The organism is Verruconatronum alginivorum (genome assembly GCF_056590205.1).
In genome coordinates, this window is record NZ_JBWPVQ010000001.1 from 4,013,437 (window position 1) to 4,032,819 (window position 19,383).

Genomic DNA, 19,383 nt, shown 5'->3' on the forward strand with positions numbered 1-19,383 from the left:
CGATTGAACTATGGAACTTCATATCAAAGGAGCCCGGGAGCACAATTTGCAGAATCTGGAATTGCGGATTCCGCGGGGGAAACTGGTGGTGATCACCGGGGTGAGCGGCTCGGGGAAGTCGTCGTTGGCTTTCGACACGATTTACGCGGAGGGGTATCGCAAATACATCGAGAGTTTGTCGACCAAGGCCCGGCAGATTTTGGAGCAGATGCGGCGGCCGGACGTCGATTTCATCCATGGGTTGTCGCCGGTGGTCGCGATCGAGCAGCGGACCGGCGGAGGGTCGCCGCGGAGCACCATCGCGACGGTGACCGAGATTTCGGACTACGCCCGGTTGTTGTGGGCGGTGGAAGGGGAGAGGTTTTGTCCGTTGGACGGGGGGCGGATCGAGAAGCGTTCGCTCGATGACAATGTCCGTCGGATCTTCGAGGAACCGCTCGGGAGCCGGTTGATTTTGCTGGCGCCGTTTCTCCATGCCAAGGCATCGATTTTGCGGGAGGAGTTGCCGAGGCTGCGTCAGCGGGGGTTCCAGCGGATCCGGCTCGACGGGGAGATCCGGTCGCTCGACGAATACGAGTTGTTGAAAACCGGAAAAGGGGATCGGTCGGTGGAGATCGTGATCGACCGGATCGTGCTGGCGGAGGATCAGATCAGCCGGGTGGCCGACTCGCTGGAACTGGCGTTCCGGGAAGGGGGAAACCGGGCGATCGCCTTGGTCCAGGAGGACAAGGACTCGCCGTGGCGGGAGATCTCGTTGAGTCAGGATCTAGCCTGCACTCGTTGCGGAGAGACCTATGAACCGCTGACGCCGCGGCATTTTTCGTTCAATCACTCCGAAGGGGCGTGTCCGAATTGCGGCGGGATTGGTCAGGAAATGCGGTTTTCGGAGTCGCTGATCGTGCCGGATCCGTCGAAGTCGGTGAAGAACGGTGCGATCAAGCCGTGGCGGATCGGCGGGAAGGCGCTGATTATCCGGCATAACGCGATCTTGAAGCAGTTGGCGGAGCAGATTCCGTTCGATCCGACTGTTCCGTGGCGGGATCTCGACCCGGAGGTGCGGCGTATTTTGATCCATGGCGGAGGGGAGCGGCTCTTCGTGCTGAAGGTCGGCCGGGGGAAGAAAACGCCCGAGGAAAAGCCGTTTGCCGGGGTGATCGCCGACTTGGAGAAGTCGCGGGCGGAATCGAAAAGCGAAGGGTTCCGGGCGCGGTTGACCACGTTTCAGACCAGTCAGCTCTGCACTGTTTGCCACGGGGGGCGATTGAATCCGGTCAGTTCGCACGTGTTGGTGGGAGGAAAGAGTCTGCCGGAGTTTTTCGCGGACGACATCGGCGCGGCGGGCGGTTTCCTGGCCGGGTTGGCCGCTTCCGGGGAAGGGCGTCCGGAAGGGGTGATGGAAGTGTTGCGGGGGTTGCAGGAGCGGGTCGGGTTTTTGCGGGAAGTCGGGTTGGATTACCTGTCGTTGCAGCGGGAGCATGGGACGTTGAGCGGCGGGGAGGCCCAGCGGGTACGGTTGGCGACGCAGCTGGGGATGGGGTTGGTCGGGGTGATTTATGTGTTGGACGAGCCGAGTATCGGGCTGCATCCGCACGACAACGAGCGGTTGTTGAAGACCCTGCTGACCCTGAAGGAGCGGGGGAACACGGTGTTGGTGGTGGAGCACGACGAGGAGACGATGCGGATCGCGGATCATTTGATCGAAATCGGACCGGGGGCCGGGCCGGAGGGAGGGAGGATCCTTTTTCAAGGAACACCGGAGGAATGCGAGAAGGAACCGGTCTCGCGGACCGGTCCGTATCTGGCGCACGACCTGTCGATCTGCGCGGAAGGGGCGCGGATGCGGCCCGACGGACGGTGGTTGACGGTGCATGGGGCGGCGGAGAACAACCTCCGCGAAGTGGACGTCTCGTTTCCGGTCGGGTTGATGACTTGTGTCACGGGGGTGTCGGGGTCGGGGAAGAGCAGTCTGGTCAACGACATCCTGGCGCGGGCGGCGGCCTTCCGGTTGAACCGGGCCAAGGCGATTCCCGGGCGTCACCAAAAGATCACCGGCTGGGAGCATTACGGCCGGGTGGTGGAAGTCGACCAGTCGCCGATCGGCCGGAGTCCGCGGTCGAATCCGGCGACCTTCGTGAAGTTGTTCGATTTGTTGCGCGACGTCTTTTCGCAGACGCCGTTGGCCCGGGTGCGTGGATACCGGCCGGCCCGGTTCAGTTTCAACGTCCGGGGCGGGCGTTGCGAGCGGTGCCAGGGAGACGGGGCGATCAAACTCGACATGCAGTTTTTGGCCGACGTCTACACGGAATGCCCCAGTTGTCAGGGGAAGCGTTACAACCGGGAGACGTTGGAGGTGTTGTTCAAAGGATACAGCATCGCCGACGTGTTGGGGATGTCGGTGCGGGAGGCGATGGAGTTGTTCCGGAACATCCCGAAGGTGATGGAGAAGCTGGAGACGTTGAGCGCGGTCGGGCTCGATTACCTGCAACTCGGGCAAGCGGCGACGACGCTTTCCGGCGGGGAGGCGCAGCGGTTGAAGTTGTCGTTGGAGTTGAGCAAGCGGCAGAGCGGGGAGACGCTGTATATCCTGGACGAGCCGACGACGGGGTTGCATTGGATCGACATCCAGCGGTTGATGGACCTCCTCTTCCGGTTGCGGGACGCGGGCAACACGATCTTGATCATCGAGCACAACCTCGACGTGATCCATGTCGCCGATTGGTTGATCGATCTCGGGCCGGACGGAGGGACCGGGGGCGGTCAGTTGATTTTCGCCGGACCGCCGGATGAGATCGAGTCGGTGGAAGAGTCGAAGACCGGTCGGGCGTTGAAAAAGTGGAAACGGACGAGGAAAGGGAAGTGACGGGAGAGGGGAAGAAGACAGACAGGAATGTCTGTGTCACTGGTGAGAGAAATAGACAGACGTTTTTGTCTGTGAAACAACGGCCGCCTCCGCTGGGAGGGGTGGCATCCTGCCGTCCGCCGTCGGCGTCAGAAGCAGGTCGGCTGGAAGGGAGGGTCGGCTGGAAGAGAAGGTCGGCTGGAAGCCAACCCTCCGATTTCACTTGTCCATCCGGAATGGGGTTTCGGGCGTTCGGTTGGCTGAAACAGCGGTGAGGACGACACACCCCACCATGCTCGCGCATGGTCCCCCCCTCTCAAGAGGGGATCTGCGTGAAAAAGTGCCCCTTTTGAGAGCGGTGGGGTGGGTTGCTAGTCCTTGGCGGATTTTGCGTCCTTCGCGGCCAATTTGTGTTCGCCGGTTCCGTTGCCGTTCAAGTCGGCCACTGAACGGACACTGTTTTGGCCGTTCTTTCCGTTTTTTCCGTTGTGGCCGTGGACATGGCCGTTGTGGGAGATGGGGGATTTGAATTCGAGAAGCTTCCAATAGCCTCCGACGTTGACGGTGGTCACTTTCTCCGGTCCGAACCCGAGGAGGCCGACGAAATGGTCGAGGGAGAAATCGGGTTGGAATCCGAGTTTGCGGGAGAACGGGGCCAACCGGCTTTCCATCGATTTGAGGAACGGTTTGCTGGAGGCGAAATGGTTCACCACGAGGACGGGCGTTCCTGGTTTGGTGACGCGGAACATTTCGAGCATCATCTCCCGGGGGTCCGGGACGACCGAGGCGACATACATCGCGACGGCTCCGTCGAAATGGTTGTCGGGGAACTCCAGGGCCTGGGCGTCCATCTCCAGCAGTTCTTTGACGTGAGGGTGCTTGGGTGTCTGGAAACGGCGCCGCGCTTTCTCGAGCATTTCCGGGCTGACGTCGACTCCGGTGACCTCGACGTGGGGCTTGTAAAACGGAAGGGATAGGCCGGTGCCCACTCCGGTTTCAAGAATTTTGTCGCCTGGATTTTGGTTGAACCGCGACACCGCGAGTCGCCGCCCTTCGTTGACGATTCGCCCGAACACGTAGTCGTAAACGGGCGCGTAAAACCGGTAGGCCTTTCGAACGCTGATAAGATCCATCATTTGAAAGAGACTACCTTAAGGGAAAAAAAGGCGGCATGCGACAAGTAAAATCAAATTTCGGTTCCATTCGGGGAGGAATCGTTGGGGAGGCTTGCTCGAACATGGGGCGGGGCCGGGGGGGAGGTTCCGGGGACGCCCCCAGGGTTGGCTTGATTTTCCATTGAGGAAAAACCTGTTTGCCTTTCCGCGAGAGTGTGTCTTCTTGAAGGGCAATCCATTCTGAGTATTCTTGTTTTTCGTATGCGCATTCGTAACTGGGACTTTTTTCTGTTTATCCTGGGCTACCATGTTTTATTGGTGGCGATGATTCCCTTCGTGGTCGGGCATCTGAATTGGGCTGCCCTCGCGGTCTTCCTGGTGACGTTCATCATTGGTGGATTGTCGATCACCGCCGGGTATCACCGGTTGTTCGCCCATCGGTCCTACCGGGCGCATCCGGTCTACGAATGGTCGGTCCTTCTGGGCTCGATGCTGGCTTTCCAGTGGACGGCGCTCAGTTGGGCGCACGACCACCGGTTGCACCACAAATACGTCGACACCGACAAGGACCCATATTCGATCAAGAAAGGGTTCTGGTATGCCCATCTCCTGTGGATGCTTGATTACAAGCGCGAGTTCGAAGAGCGCCGGGTGGCGGATTTGATGAAAAATCCGCGGGTGATGTTCCAGCACAATTATTACCTGCCGGTGGCGATCGTGGTGAACGTCGCGGTCTTCGGGATCGCCTGCCTGTTCATGCATCCGTTGGCGGCGTTGTTCGCCGGGGTGGTGCTCCGGATCTTCGCCCTGCATCATTGCACCTGGTTCATCAATTCCCTCGCCCACACCATCGGTTCCAGGACCTATGCCAAGGAGTTGAGCGCGGTCGACAACGCGGTCTTGGCGTTCTTGACCTTCGGTGAAGGGTATCACAACTACCATCACGCCTTTGAAGGAGATTATCGGAACGGCATTCGCTGGTATCATTTTGATCCGACCAAGTGGCTGGTTTGGACGGCGTCGAAGTTCGGTATCGCCACCAATTTGGTGACGGTCGACAAAATCCGTTTACAGAAGACCCTGGTCCAAAAGGATAAGAAGCTGTTGATGGAGCACCTGTCTGAACTCGGTCACGAAGTCGACGAATTGGCGGCCGAGACGCGGGCTCGTCTTGAGCAACTCGCGACGGCCTTCGAGGCGCGGGCGGCGGTGTTGACCCGCAAGGTCACCGAATTCAAGAAGACGTCATCCGACAAGCGTCGCCAGTTGAAGCGGGAAATCCGTCACATGGACCGTGAGTTGCGTCAGATGTGGAAGGAATGGGTCGAGTTGACCCAAATGGCCGCCGAGCGGTATCAATTGGCCCATTGATTGGGATTCGCCCGGAGCTGTTTAAAGCTCCGAGCATCCGGCTTTCGCCGGATGAAGGGAGCGGCGCGCTTCAGCCGCCGTCGTTGGACGGAAAGGGTTTCGGACGTTTCCCGTTGCCGACGGTTTCATCGAGTGAAAACTCGACGCTACGGGTAGCATCCGGCTTTCGCCGGATGAGGGGAGCGGCGCGCTTCAGCCGCCGTCATTGGACGGAAAGGGTTTCGGACGGTTTCTGGGGCCGACGGTTTCATCGAGTGAAAACTCGACGCTACGGGTAGCATCCGGCTTTCGCCGGATGAGGGGAGCTTTTCTGTGGCCGACGGTTTCATCGAGTGAAAACTCGACGCTACGGGTAGCATCCGGCTTTCGCCGGATGAGGGGAACGGCGCGCTTCAGCCGCCGTCGTTGGACGGAAAGGGGTTCGGACGTTTCCCGTTGCCGATGGTTTCATCGAGTGAAAACTCGACGCTACGGGTAGCATCCGGCTTTCGCCGGATGAGGGGAGCGGCGCGCTTTAGCCGCCGTCGTTGGACGGAAAGGGTTTCGGACGTTTCTTGGGGCCGACGGTTTCATCGAGTGAAAACTCGATGAAACGGGTAGCATCCGGCTCCGGGTTATCACGGAGGATAGGCTTGATTCGGACCGGCTGGTCGGATGATGGTGGGGTCGAACGTTTAACCGATTTCAATACATCCGTTTCCGATGACCGAAAATCTCTTGCCGATGTTTGCCGCCGGGGGCGGCCGCTCCTGGGTTTCGCCCGCCTTGACCAACTTGAACCGGCTGCCGATGCGGGCCACGTTCACCGGATTTCCGGATAAGCGTTCGGTTCGGGCGGGGCACGCTGCCGGGTCGCCATGGAAGGTCGATCTCAACGGCGAATGGGATTTCCATTACGCTCCGCGGCCGGAGGCGGTCTCGACCGCGGTCCTGAGCCGGAACGGGGGAGACGTCGTTTGGGAGAAGATTGCAGTGCCGTTCAGCTGGACGATGTGCGGTTACGGACACCCGCAATATACCAACGTTCAAATGCCGTTTCCCGATCTGCCGCCGAACGTGCCGACGGAAAATCCGACCGGTGTTTACCGGCGGAATTTTCGGTTGCCGAAGGAGTGGGAGGGACAACGGATCGTTCTTCACGTCGGTGGCGCGGAGTCGGTGGTTTATGTCTACGTGAACGGACGGCCGGTTGGGATGAGCAAGGATTCGCGATTGCCGGCTGAATTCGACCTGACCGGGTTCGTCGAAGCCCGCGGCGAGAACCAGCTGGTTTTGGCCGTGGTGAAATGGTCGGACGCCACTTTCATCGAGGATCAGGACCAATGGTGGATGGGGGGGCTTTTCCGTGACGTTTTTTTGCGAAGCACCCCTAGGATTTGGATCGATGACTTTTCGGTTCGCGCCGATTTCGATCCGGCGACCGGAGAAGGAGATCTTCAGATCGACGTTCACGCGGGATCCGATGCTGAGTCGACCGCCGGTTGCGCGGTGGAGGTGCGGGTCACCGGCCCGAATGGCAAAGCGGTTCTCAAGAAGCCGTTGACCGCGGAAACGGATCGCGGCGGCGTTGCCCGGTTGAACAAAAGGTTCGCCCGGGTTAATCCTTGGAGCGCGGAGACGCCGAACCTTTATACGGTCGAGCTGATGCTGAAGACTCCCCACGGGGAAGAGCATGCCGCCGTCCGGACCGGATTTCGGCGGGTGGAAGTCCGGGAAGGTTGCCTGTTGGTCAATGGCCGGAAAGTGATGATCAAAGGGGTCAACCGTCACGAACACGACGACCGGACCGGCAAGGCGATTTCCGAAGAAGGGATGTTGCGCGACATTCTTTTGATGAAACGTCATAACATCAACGCGGTCCGCACTTCCCATTATCCGAACGATCCGCGTTGGTACGAGCTCTGCGACGAATACGGGCTTTACGTGGTCGACGAAGCGAACATCGAGTCGCACGCCTTTTACAATGAGATCTGCCGGGATCGACGTTACACCGCCGCGTTCCTGGAACGGGTGCAGCGGATGGTGATTCGGGATAAGAACCACCCTTCGATCATCCTCTGGTCGCTGGGCAATGAAAGCGGATACGGGCCGAACCATGACGCCGCCGCCGGGTGGGTGCGGAGTTACGATCCGAGCCGTCCGCTTCACTACGAAGGGGCGATCAACCGGAACGCCGGGCGGCTTGACTGGGATCGCGGAAAGCCGTCCAGTGATTTAATCTGTCCGATGTATCCGCCGATCGCGGATATTGTTGATTGGATCGAGCGGCGCGCCGGCGAACGTCCATTGATTCTCTGCGAATATTCCCACGCGATGGGAAACAGCAACGGCAGTTTGGCCGACTATTGGGCGGCCTTCGAGAAATACCGCGAGAAAGGATTGCAAGGCGGGTTCATCTGGGAATGGGTCGATCATGGGTTGGTGAAAAAACTTCCCGACGGCCGGGAGTTTTGGGCGTATGGCGGTGATTTCGGCGATCAACCAAACGACGCCAATTTCGTTTGCGATGGTTTGGTTTCCCCCGACCGCACTCCTCATCCGGCGATGCGCGAGCTGGCTTTCCTTCATCGTCCGGTGGCGGTGACTCGCATCGATGTCAAGAACCGACGGATCCGGGTGGAAAACCGGCATGACTTTCTCGATCTGACCCACCTCCGCGGCGGATGGGAGCTCCAATGCGGAGGCGAGACGGTCCAGCGGGGACGCTTGCCGCGGTTGAAAATCGCTCCCCGGACGTCCGAGTGGGTGGCGGTCGATTGGTCGCCGGGGAAGATGCTTGAAGGCATCCCTGTCTTTTTGAATATCCGTTTCACGGTCGCTCGGGAAAGTCCCGGCTTGAAGCGCGGGGAGGAAGTCGCGTGGGATCAGTTGTCCATTCGCCGGGGGACGCGTCGCAAAGCGGGCTCGCTGAAGTCGGCGGGCTCGGCTGGCGGCGAAGTCAACGTGGAAGAAACCGCCGGGGCGATCCGTTTGACCGCCGGGGAGGTGCGCCTCGAATTTGATCCGGCGACTGGTTTTCCGCTGTCGTTGCGGCGGAAAAACCGGGAGAGCTTCGCCGGGGCTCCTGTCCCGCAAGTGTGGCGGGCTCCGCTCGACAACGACGGCATCAAACTCTGGACCGGTCAGCATCACAAGCCGCTCGGGCGGTGGAAGAAAATGGGTCTCGACCGAGTCGCCTTCCGTTTGGTCGATCTCTCCCTGAAGCGACTTAAGGATGGTTCCGTCGGCGTGGTCACCCGTCATGAAGGGAGCGGTCGGGAGGATTGGAGCGATATCGTTTGGGACGCGGAGTGGCGGCTTGCTGCGGACGGCACGCTCTCGCTGGCGACCGACGTTCGGTTCGGCGACGGAATCACCGACGTTCCCCGGGTCGGGTGGGCGTTCATCCTGGCGCCGGCGTTGGCCAACGTCGAATGGGCCGGTCTCGGTCCGTGGGAGAATTATCCGGATCGCCAATCCTCGGCGTTGCACGGACGTTATCAGTCGGCTGTGAAGAATTTGTTCGTTCCCTATATTATGCCGCAGGAAAACGGACGGCGCGGGGAGGTGGAGGAATTGGTATTGACCGCGAGCAAGGGGCGTGGAATCCGGATCACCGGGGACCGGCCGTTCGGATTCGGCGCCTCGCACCACAGCACGACGGATTTGACGAAGGCGGTGCATCTCCACGAACTGCCGGAGCGGAAAGAGGTTTTTCTCAACATCGACATCGCCCATCGCGGCGTCGGCACCGGCAGTTGCGGTCCCGACACGCTGGAGCGGTATCGGTTGCTGGAGAAGCGATATCGCTGGAGCTTGGTGTTGGAGCCGATGTGAGCTATTGAAGGGTGGGGCGTCTGCCAGTGGGAGCAAGTTCCGGCTTCAGACGGTCTTTGAGTCGAGGTGGGGACCGCCTGAAGGCGGAACTCGTGCGTCATCAAGTCGCAAACGTCTGACAGGTGCGAGACCTGTTCCGGGCAAACCGTGCGCTGCCCGCGAATCGAACCGAAACTGCGTCGCCGCGAGGCGGGGTGGAGAGCAACGGAAAGAGAGAATGCAGACCATAACGAAAGTGAACCTGATACGGCCGTCATGCGGGCCGAGCCTGCGGGTTGTTGAGCGAAGGCACGCGCGACGAATGAGTCGCGACTCATGGAGGGCGGATCCCACGGCAAAGCCCTGCCATGGCTGCATGGAGGTGGTTGGGGATAGTATGCATTCAAGGACGTCTGCGATGAAGATGAGAGATCTGATGGGAAAGGCCGACCTGTGTCCGACACCGTCCCGGAACGAGCGCGACCGGGTTACCAACGCTCAGCCAAATCGGACGTCCCGTCGCCCATCAGAAGTCAGAGTCCTCGTAGGAGCGATGAATCCGGGTAACTCCGGAGGAGCAAAGGAGGGCAGGAAGATGAAAGGAAGTCGCTCATGACCGAAGGACCAACCCCGTCGCAAGTGCCGGAAACGGCTATCCAGGACGGACAGGCCCGCGAGTTGCGCAAACGACTCGGAGCCGACCCTTTGGTCTGGACCGATCCCATGCTGGCAGCCCTCAAATCGGGGGTGAAGGGAGGCAAGTGGTTCAGCCTCAAAGACAAACTCTACAGCCGTCGCACGCTGCAACATGCCTGGCATATTGTGGCAAGCCGCAAGGGCGGTGGAGGAGTCGACAAGATCAGCCTGCATCAGTATGGCGAGCAACTCGACCTTCGGTTGGGCAAGCTGGAAGCCAAACTCAGAAGCGGGCGATATGAACCGAACCCGGTGAAACGAGTGTATATCTCGAAACCGGGAAGCAAAGAGAAACGCCCCTTGGGCATCCCGACCGTGGAAGACCGCATCGTCCAAACGGCGATGCTGCTGGTGATCGGACCGATCTTCGAGATCGGGTTCTCGACCCACAGTTACGGTTTCCGTCCCGGACGCGGCTGCAAAGACGCGCTTCGGGAAGTGGACGGTCTGCTCAAGGAAGGATACGAATGGATAGTCGACGCCGACCTCAAAAGCTACTTCGACACGATCGACCATGACATGCTCATGGCGCTCGTGCGCGAAAAGGTGGCCGACGGGATGGTGCTCGACTTGCTGGAATCCTACCTGAAACAAGGAGTGGTCAACGAACTCAAGGACTGGGAACCGACGGAGAAAGGCACGCCCCAGGGAGCGGTGATCTCACCGCTGCTGGCGAACCTGTATCTGAACGGACTCGACCACCTGCTCGCTGCCCGGGGCCACAAGATGATCCGCTACGCGGACGACTTCGTGGTTCTCGCGCGAAGCAGGGAGGAAGCCGAAATGGCCCTCGCCGCGACCTCGGAATGGACTCGCGGGCGCAAGCTTACGTTGCATCCCGAAAAGACGCGGTTGGTGACCCATCGGGAAGGCTTTGAGTTCCTCGGTTACCGTTTTGAAAACGGAAACCGCTATGTCCGGCAGAAAAGCCTGACGAAGTTGCGCGCAACCCTGCGACCGAAAACCAAACGAACCAATGGCGTTTCGCTGAAGGCGATCATCAAGGAGATAAATCCGGTGCTGGTCGGGTGGTTCGGGTACTTCAAAGACGCCCACAAGAACACCTTCGTCTGGATGGACGGTTGGGTGCGGATGCGTTTGCGCAGCATCCTGCGCAAGCGTGCCGGGCGCAAAGGCCGCGGCCGCGGACTCGACCACCAGCGCTATCCGAACAAGTACTTCGCCGAGATGGGATTGTTCAGCCTTGAACGGGCCCATCGGGAAGCGTGCCAGTCTCGATAAAGAGCAATCATCAACCGGAGAGCCGGATGCGGGAGATCTGCACGTCCGGTTCGGAGGGAGGGGCGGGGCCTCGGCCCCGTTCCTACCCCTATCAACAAAACGGCTCGCCTTGGTCTGTGTCACGCGGGCGGCGGTGGATTCGCGCTTGTTTTCGGGCGGTTTTGGGTTACCGTTTGCCGCTTTATGTCTTTGCGCGATGAGATTTCCAGGCGGCGGACGTTCGCCATCATTTCCCACCCGGACGCGGGTAAAACCACGTTGACCGAAAAATTCCTCCTTTACGGGGGGGCGGTCCACTTGGCCGGTTCGGTGACGGCGCGCAAAAACCAGCGGTCGACCACTTCCGATTGGATGGAACTCGAACGCAAGCGGGGCATCTCGGTCAGTTCGACCGTCCTCCAATTCGAATACGGCGGCTTCGCGGTCAACTTGCTCGACACCCCTGGTCACCAGGACTTTTCCGAAGACACTTATCGGGTCCTGACCGCCGTCGACGCGGTGATCATGGTGATCGACGCCGGTAAGGGGATCGAGTCGCAGACTTTGAAATTGTTCGAAGTCTGCCGACGCCGGGGGATTCCGATTTTTACCTTCATGAACAAATGCGACCGTCCGACCCTCGAGCCGTTGGCGCTCTTGGACGAGTTGGAGCGCGTCCTCGGGATCGGGGCCTATCCGATGAATTGGCCGATCGGAAACGGGAGTTTCTTCAAGGGCGTTTACGACCGGCAGGAAAAGAAGGTCCATTTGTTCGAGCGGACCCCGGGAGGAAAATACCGGGCGGCGGTTTCGATCCGGGGACTCGACGACCCGTTCGTTCGCTCGGTTACCGACGAAACGACTTTCGAAAAAGTCGCCGAGGAAGTGGAGATGCTGGAAATGGCGGGCGAGGATTTCGATCTCTCGGCTGTGTTGGCCGGAAAGATTACCCCGGTCTTTTTCGGGAGCGCGGTCAACAATTTCGGCGTGCAGTTGATGCTCGACACCTTCTTGAAGATGTCGGCGCCTCCGGCTCCCCGCGAGGCTATCTCGGGACCGGTGCCGACCGACCATGAGACGTTTTCCGGTTTCGTATTCAAAATCCAAGCCAACATGGACCCGAAGCACCGAGACCGGATCGCCTTCGTCCGGGTTTGTTCGGGGAAATTCACCCGGGACATGAACGTGGTCCATGTTCGCACCGGCAAGCGCCTGCGCCTGTCCAGTTCCCACAAGCTGATGGGCCAGGACCGCGAAACGGTCGACGAGGCGTATGCCGGCGACATCGTCGGTTTGGTCGGTCACTCGGAATTCGCCATCGGCGACACCTTGGCAGATCAACCGGGGATCGTTTACCGGGAGATTCCCCGGTTCGCGCCGGAATGTTTCGCGTATTTGCACAACCCGGTTTCGTCCAATTTCAAGCGCTTCCGGACGGGCCTCGATCAGTTGATGCAGGAAGGGGTGGTGCAATCGTTCGAACTTCCCGGGGCGGTGCAAAACATCCCGCTCCTCGGGGCGGTCGGTCCCCTGCAGTTTGAGGTGGTCCAAGCGCGACTCGAGGCGGAATACAATTGCGAAACCCGTCTCGAAGCCGCGCCATGGACCATTTGCCGCTGGATCGCGACCCCGGAAGTCGATTTGTCGCGGCTCATCGTTCCCAACGGAGTCCGAGTCGCCCTCGACGCCGACCGGCAACCGGCGGTCCTTTTCCCGAGCGATTGGCTTTTGACCTTCTTCAAGGAAAAGAACGAAGGGATCGAGCTGTCGGATCTGCCGCCGGAGCGGGAATTGGCGGAGCATTGAGGAGTCGCGGTTTGGCGGGTGTAGGTTCGTGGAACAGGCATTGCTGCGTGTTGATCACGGACAGGAATGTCCGTGCTCCTTTGGCTTTGGTGGAACAGGCATTCCTGCCTGTTGGTCACGGACAGGAATGTCCGTGCTCCTTTGTTTTTCACGGACAGGACGGAGCGAAGCGGAGATGGCGTAGCAATGTCCGTGCTCCTTTGGTGGAACAAGCATTCCTGCCTGTTGGTGTCACGGACAGGAATGTCCGTGCTCCTTTGTTTTTCACGGACAGGACGGAGCGAAGCGGAGATGGCGTAGCAATGTCCATGTCATGCGGGGGTCGGTTCGGGTTCCAGGGCGAGGCGGCGGCAGGTCTTGAGGTCGAGTTTGCCGGTGCCGAGAAAGGGGATCGTATCCACTGTCCGGATCTTTTTCGGGATCCAGAGATTCGGGAGTCCTTTCGCCGTAAGCTTTTCCCGTAATTCGGCGGGGGCGATCGGCACGGCGGTGAGAAGAATGAGTTCTTCGCCTTTGCTCTCCTCCGGAATACCAATCACCACCACCGGACAGGTGTCATGGTCGCCGAGATCGAGGGTTTCGACGATCGTTTCCTCGACCGTGCCGTGCGGCACCATCTCTCCGCCGATTTTGGAGAAACGGGAGAGGCGCCCGACGATGTGGATGAAGCCGTCTTCGTCGAACCGGACAATGTCCCCGGTGTTGAACCAGCCGTCTTTCACCGCTTCGGCGGTGAGGTCGGGACGGTCGAGATAACCGCCGAATACGTTCGGTCCTTTCACTTGCAGTAGACCGGGGGAGCCAAACGGAATTTCGGCTCCGGTATCGGGATCAAGGATACGTGCTTGGATGCCGGGCAACAGGCGTCCGACCGACCCGTTGCGTCCGGCGACCTGGTCGGCGGCCTTCGCCCGGGTGCGGGCAGGGGGAGGGAGGTTGACGCTGAGACACGGGGCGGTTTCGGTCAGGCCGTAACCTTCCAGCACCGGCAGGGCGAACCGTTCGGCGAATCCGTCGAGCAGGGGCGCTGGGACTTTCTCCGCGCCGGCCACGATCATCCGGAGGGAGGCGAAGTCTTCGGGGGTCGCTTTCTTCAAGTAAGGGCGGAGGAAGGTGGCGGTGCCGGGGAAGACGGTCGCCTGTTCCTCGCGGATCGCGTCGGCGATTTTGCGCGGTTCGAGCGGAGTCGGATAGGTGATCACCGGGAGGCCGCGCAACAATGGACACCAGAGGGTGACGGTGAAGCCGAAGCTGTGGAAGAACGGCAGGGTCGCCATGATCCGGTCGCGGGGCGATAGGAAGCTGGTCTCCGACATCTGGAGGATGTTGCCCAGGATGTTGCGGTGGGTCAGGACGACTCCTTTCGGTTCTCCCGAACTACCGCTGGTGAACAGCAAGGCGCACTCGCGGTTGCCGCCGTGTCGCGGGAGCCGCAGAAACGAAGCGAGGATTCGGCCGGGCAGCACGAAGGCGGCGGCGAGACGAAGCAGGACGGCCGGTTTGCCGACGGCGGCGATCTCCTCAGTTAGATCGCGAGCGCCTTCCGGCCACGGAATGTGGGCGGCCTTCTTTTGCAACGCTTGGGCGGTGAGAATCGTATCGATTTTCCCCAGACGAAGGGCCGATTCCCATGCGGCGGGTCCGACAGTGAAGTTGAGATTGACCGGGGTCTTGCCGGCGAGGAGGCAGGCAAGGTTGGCGATGGCCGCGCCGGCTCCGGGGGGCAGGGCGATGCCGATTCTCGCCTCCGCCGCGTGCGCTTTGCGCCAGCGGGCGGCGAGAGCGGCGGCCACTGCGAGAAGGAGGGCGCGGGAGAACGGGCGGCGGGTGGGATAACGGTCGATGAAGGCGGTCTTCCACGGGGATTTGGCCAAAGCGATCACCGCCTCGCGTCCGAGGTGGCGGCTGAGTTCGGGACGCGTGGCGAAGGTGTCGTGGCCGAGGTCGAGGAGCGCTTGCTGCAACGCCTCGGGAGTCGCGTCTTCGGCGCAGATCGGACGGCCCAGGGAGAGGGTTACCGGTGGGGCCGGGAGACGGGGCATCTTGCGGAAGAACCGTCCGCCGGAGAAGGAGAAGAAGCTCCCCCAAAGTCCGTCGAGCCATGCTGGAATCACCGGGACGTCCGCTCCTTTCGCGATCAGATGAAAACCCTTTTTGATCCCCTGCAAACCGCCGGTGCGGGTCAATTGACCCTCGGGAAAGATGCAGACGAGCTCGCCGGCGCGGGCGGCGGCGACGGCGTCGCGAATGCCCGCCCGGGCGTTGTCCCGGGAGACCGGGATCACGGCGAACCAGCGGAAAGCCAAGCGGATCCACGCTCTTTCTCGCAGCCCGGAGAAGGCCATGAAACGGACCGGACGGTCGAGGGCCGATTGGACGATCAAGGCGTCGAGGTAGGAGACGTGGTTGCAGGTGATCAAGGCGCCCCCTTCCGGCAGATTCTCCAATCCGCGGAGGCGGATTCGGTAGAAGCGGCGGAGCGCCATCCGGACCAGCATGGCGACGAAACTGTCGGGGAGGAGAAACAGGATGTAACCGGTGACGATCAAGGCGGGCAGGGCGAGGAAGAGGAATTGTCCGCTGACCGAGAGTCCGATGTATTGGCTCAGTAAATACTGGACGATCACCGCGCCGATCCCGGCGATGTTGGTGAGAAGGTTGTTGGCGGCGATCACCCGTCCCCGTTGCTCGTTGCGGGCGCGGGCTTGAAGGAAAGCGTTGACCGGAACGACGAAGAGGCCGGAGGAAAAGCCGAGCGCGCCGATCGCGCCGCGGAAAAGCAGCGAGGAAGGATCGGAAAGACCGACGAGGACAAGACTCGCCACCATGGCGATGCTGCCGAGGGGGATCAAGCCGAGCTCGATCCGGTTGCGGGAAATGGCGGCGGCGGAGAGGCTGCCGAGGGCAACGCCCCCGCCGAGGATGGCGAACAAGATGCCGGCTTCGGTGGCGGACCCGGTGTTGCCCCCGTGGAGGGTGCGTCCGAGTTCGATCAAGGTCATGTAGAAGACGCCGCCGAGCGCGTAGAAGTAGGCGTTGCCGAGGGCGGCGAGACGCAGCGGACGTTGTCCCCAGAGGCGGGCGGTTTGGCTGAAGTGTTGCCAGAAAAGGGAGAGGCGGAACGGTTCGGAGCTGACCGACTCGGTGCGGGCGACCGGCTGGAAGACGGCCAACGCGGCCACCGCGCCGACTCCGAGAATCGTCACGGCCCAAAGAGCGCCCTGCCATGGGTCGCCGGCGGAGGTGGCGGTGAAGCGATCGAACAACCAGGCTCCGCCGAGGCTCCCGGCGAGGATCGCCGCTATCCCGAGCATCTCCATCCAACCGACCGCGACGCTCAACCGCTTTTCGCCGACCAGTTCCTTGAGGATCCCTTGTTTGGCGGGAGAGAAGAAGCAGGATTGCAAGGCGAGCAAACCGAAACCGACGATCGCCCCGGGGAGATTGCGGGCAGACAGGCAAAGGCCGATCCAGGCGACGATGACGATCTGGGCGACGAGGAGTCCGTTCAGCAGCGACCGCTTGGGAAGGCGGTCGGTGACCCAACCGGCGATCGGGGCGAAGAGAATGAACGGCAGCACCAGCAAGCCGGCCATCAAACTGATCAACAGGACGCCGCCGTCGCCGGAGATCAGTCCGGGAAATTGGAGGAGCCCGATCAGGGCGAGCTTCGCCGCGTTATCGGTCACGATCACCTGCGTTTGGGCGGTGAGCAACCAGGGAAGAGATTTCGGTGATAATTCGGTTTTCATTACGGCTGTGTCTTAATCATTTGCCGTGCCAAAAACCTCGGTGGTTGTGTAGGTTGTTTCTCTTGATGGTTTTAGGGATGTTTCGGGCAGTCGATGATGATTCGTCTTGTGCAAAATTTGCTGGCATGACGCGCATTAAATGTCTTAGGTGATTCGCGATGAAGCACCAGGAAGAGGAGAGGTTGGCGGAGGCGATCGGACGGTTGGTTTATTGTAATCCGTTTCGGCAGGAGCGGATCGCGGTCGAGAAGGAGGCGTTGGGAGGCGAGTTTGAGGAACATGGGGCGGAGTGGAATCTGCGGAACGATTGGTTGGAGAAGCATCCGAATGTGGTTTCGTTGGCGAGACGGGCGGAAGGATTGTGCGATTCGTTGCGGGAGTCCTGGGGGAAGCGGGGTCCGACCGCCCGGCAGCGGGAATTGTACGAGGGGGTGGTTTTTTTCATTTGTTTCATCGTTATTCGGGGGATTTCGACGCCCTGTTGGAGGCGGCGCTCGAAGCGGGACGTCCGGTTGAGCGGGTCGGGTTTTTCGGGCGGTTTCGGGCGGAAGCGGACCGGTTGATGGTTTGGCGGGGGGAACCGTTGGCCGCGGATTACCGGGCGGATCATTTGTTCGCCTTCTTCTTTCAGATCCGACGGGCGTTTTTCCAGATCTTCCGACATTTGGTCGGACGGTCGCGTCCGGCGGCGGAGTTGCGGGCCAAGGTTTGGGAATCGATCTTCACCCATGATCTTAGGCGTTTCCGTAAGGCGTTGTATTCAAGGATGGAGGACATGGCGACGCTGATTACCGGGCCCTCGGGAACGGGTAAGGAGTTGGTCGCGAGGGCGATCGGGTTGTCGCGGTTCGTTCCGTTTGATCCGAAGGGCCAACGGTTCGAGGAGGATTTCGCGGGCTCGTTTTATCCGCTCAATCTGTCGGCGTTGTCAGCGACGTTGTTGGAGTCGGAGTTGTTTGGTCATCGCCGTGGGGCTTACACGGGAGCTTTGCAGGATCGGGCGGGGTGGCTGGAGGTGTGTCCCCCGTGCGGCACGGTTTTTTTGGATGAAATCGGGGAAGTCGATGCGGCGGTGCAGGTGAAGTTGTTGCGGGTCTTGCAAGACCGAACCTTTCAGCGTATCGGTGAAGTAAATACGAGGGTGTTCGGCGGAAAGATTATTGCGGCGACCAACCGGGATTTGGCGAAGGAAATGGCGGAGGGAACGTTTCGGGAGGATTTTTATTACCGGTTATGTTCGGATTTGGTGGCGACGCCGTCGTTGCGGGAGCAATTGGCCGATTCGCCGGAGGAGTTGGAGCATTTGGTGATCTTCGCCTCCCGGCGGATCGTCGGGGAGGAAGAGGCGGCAGCGTTCGGGGCGGAGGCGGAGCGGTGGATTGTGCGGCGTTTGGGCCGTGATTACGCCTGGCCGGGAAATTTCCGGGAGTTGGAGCAATGTCTTCGGAATCTCGTGATCCGAGGGGAATACCGGCCGGCCCGGGCTCGTCAGGAAGGTGCGGGGGCGGGGGATCCGTTGGCGGCCAGGTTGCTGGCGGGGGAATTGACGGCGGTGGAGTTGATGACGGAGTATTGCGCCCGCCTGTATGGTGATTGTGGGAATTACGGGGCGGTGGCGCGCCGTCTGGGGGTCGATCGGCGGACCGTGCGTAAGTATCTCGAGCGACGGGATTGACGTTTTCGAGGGTTGAAAGAGAAAGCCGCGGCCCCCGGGTTGACCGGTGGTCGCGGCTTTCGTGGCTTAACGCTGTGCGAACGTTTAGTTCGTCGCGTCGTCGAATTGATCGCCGGTTTCATCGACCGTTTCGTCAACGCCTTCGCCGGCCTCTTCGAAAGGCCCTTGTTGTTCGCAGCCGGTGAACAGCAGAGCGAACGACGCGAGGAATGCGATCACCACTGGAGTGAATTTTAGATTTTTCATAATCTTATCAGGTTCGAGTTATCGGTTGAATCCCGGTATTTTCCAGGCAAGAGGCCGCTAGTTTAGCATTTTGGCGGTTGCGTTGGCAAGGTTCGCGGGGGGCGGGATCGGATGGCTTGTGGCTGGGGAACTCCCCGAGGGGGCGTCAGGGGAGGGACGGCTTTTGAAAAAAAAGCGCGCCCTTTTTGGGGACGCGCCGAAGCCATTGGGAGAGGGGATGAGAGTGATCAGAAGCGGAAGATCAGGCCCGCCCGGACCGGGCTGTTGGATGTCGCCCCTGCGGGGCTGGAGAGGGTCCGCGTGTGGGCGGAAGTGATGGGGCGGGGTAGATGGGTTGTTTTTTGGTGTGGAGCGGGCGGGCGGAGGAATGTCGCCCTTTCAGGGCTGGTTTTTGTGGTGGTGCCTGGACCCAGGGCGTTGCCCTGGGCTGTTGGATGTCGCCCCTGCGGGGCTGGGGAGGGGCCGCGTGTGGGCGGAAGTGATGGGGCGAGGTTGAAGGGCTGATTTTGGGGTTTGGAGCGGGCGGGGCGGAGGATGTCGCCCTTTCAGGGCTGGTTTTTGTGGTGGTGCCTTGACCCAGGGCGTTGCCCTGGGCTGTTGGATGTCGCCCCTGCGGGGCTGGGCTGTTGGATGTTGTCCCTGCCGGGCTGGGCTGTTGGGTGTCGCCCCTGCGGGGCTGGGCTGTTGGGTGTCGCCCCTGCGGGGCTGGGCTGTTGGGTGTCGCCCCTGCGGGCTGGGCTGTTGGGTGTCGCCCCTGCGGGGCTGGGCTGTTGGGTGTCGCCCCTGCGGGGCTGGGGAGGGTTCCGGCGCGGGAGCGGGTCTGTTGGTTTTCGCTACTGTGGGTGGGGTTGAGTCGGGTGAGATGGC

At 60.8% G+C, this 19,383-nt stretch carries 10 protein-coding genes; 7 read left to right on the forward strand and 3 right to left on the reverse strand.

Annotated features, from left to right (window positions below; translation table 11 throughout):
- Positions 1-10 precede the first annotated feature (10 nt).
- On the forward strand, positions 11-2,860 hold the full coding sequence (gene uvrA / locus ACWUI2_RS14490) for an excinuclease ABC subunit UvrA (RefSeq protein WP_486983566.1): 2,850 nt from the start codon (positions 11-13) through the stop codon (positions 2,858-2,860).
- Positions 2,861-3,210: 350 nt separating this feature from the next.
- Here the strand turns inward: uvrA and ACWUI2_RS14495 are convergent, their stop codons facing one another.
- Positions 3,211-3,975, reverse strand: coding sequence for a class I SAM-dependent methyltransferase (locus ACWUI2_RS14495; RefSeq protein WP_486983567.1), 765 nt, complete (start codon positions 3,973-3,975; stop codon positions 3,211-3,213).
- Positions 3,976-4,215: 240 nt separating this feature from the next.
- Between ACWUI2_RS14495 and ACWUI2_RS14500 the strand changes: the two genes are divergently transcribed.
- The 4 genes from ACWUI2_RS14500 to ACWUI2_RS14515 all read left to right on the forward strand — a co-directional run bounded on the left by ACWUI2_RS14500 (position 4,216) and on the right by ACWUI2_RS14515 (position 12,843).
- Positions 4,216-5,325, forward strand: coding sequence for an acyl-CoA desaturase (locus ACWUI2_RS14500; protein ID WP_486983568.1), 1,110 nt, complete (start codon positions 4,216-4,218; stop codon positions 5,323-5,325).
- A 702-nt stretch (positions 5,326-6,027) separates the two neighbouring features.
- Positions 6,028-9,141, forward strand: a complete 3,114-nt coding sequence (locus ACWUI2_RS14505) for a glycoside hydrolase family 2 TIM barrel-domain containing protein (RefSeq protein WP_486983569.1) — start codon at positions 6,028-6,030, stop codon at positions 9,139-9,141.
- A 591-nt stretch (positions 9,142-9,732) separates the two neighbouring features.
- Positions 9,733-11,058 (forward strand): group II intron reverse transcriptase/maturase, encoded by a 1,326-nt coding sequence (gene ltrA, locus ACWUI2_RS14510; RefSeq protein WP_486981817.1) that lies wholly within the window; start codon positions 9,733-9,735, stop codon positions 11,056-11,058.
- A gap of 183 nt (positions 11,059-11,241) precedes the next feature.
- Entirely contained in the window at positions 11,242-12,843 is a 1,602-nt protein-coding gene (locus tag ACWUI2_RS14515; RefSeq protein WP_486983570.1) for a peptide chain release factor 3, read from the forward strand.
- Between the two features lie 311 nt (positions 12,844-13,154).
- Here the strand turns inward: ACWUI2_RS14515 and ACWUI2_RS14520 are convergent, their stop codons facing one another.
- Positions 13,155-16,595: an MFS transporter gene (locus tag ACWUI2_RS14520; RefSeq protein ID WP_486983571.1), complete on the reverse strand. Its 3,441-nt coding sequence runs from the start codon at positions 16,593-16,595 to the stop codon at positions 13,155-13,157.
- Positions 16,596-16,753: 158 nt separating this feature from the next.
- Between ACWUI2_RS14520 and ACWUI2_RS14525 the strand changes: the two genes are divergently transcribed.
- Together ACWUI2_RS14525 and ACWUI2_RS14530 are read left to right on the forward strand one after the other, a co-directional pair.
- A complete protein-coding gene (locus ACWUI2_RS14525) occupies positions 16,754-17,158 on the forward strand; it encodes a hypothetical protein (RefSeq protein ID WP_486983572.1) in 405 nt (134 codons plus the stop codon).
- Entirely contained in the window at positions 17,041-18,270 is a 1,230-nt protein-coding gene (locus ACWUI2_RS14530) for a sigma-54-dependent transcriptional regulator (protein WP_486983573.1), read from the forward strand. The genes ACWUI2_RS14525 and ACWUI2_RS14530 overlap by 118 nt, the downstream gene beginning before the upstream one ends.
- Before the next feature lie 84 nt (positions 18,271-18,354).
- Here the strand turns inward: ACWUI2_RS14530 and ACWUI2_RS14535 are convergent, their stop codons facing one another.
- A complete protein-coding gene (locus ACWUI2_RS14535) occupies positions 18,355-18,516 on the reverse strand; it encodes a hypothetical protein (protein ID WP_486983574.1) in 162 nt (53 codons plus the stop codon).
- Positions 18,517-19,383: the final 867 nt, after the last annotated feature.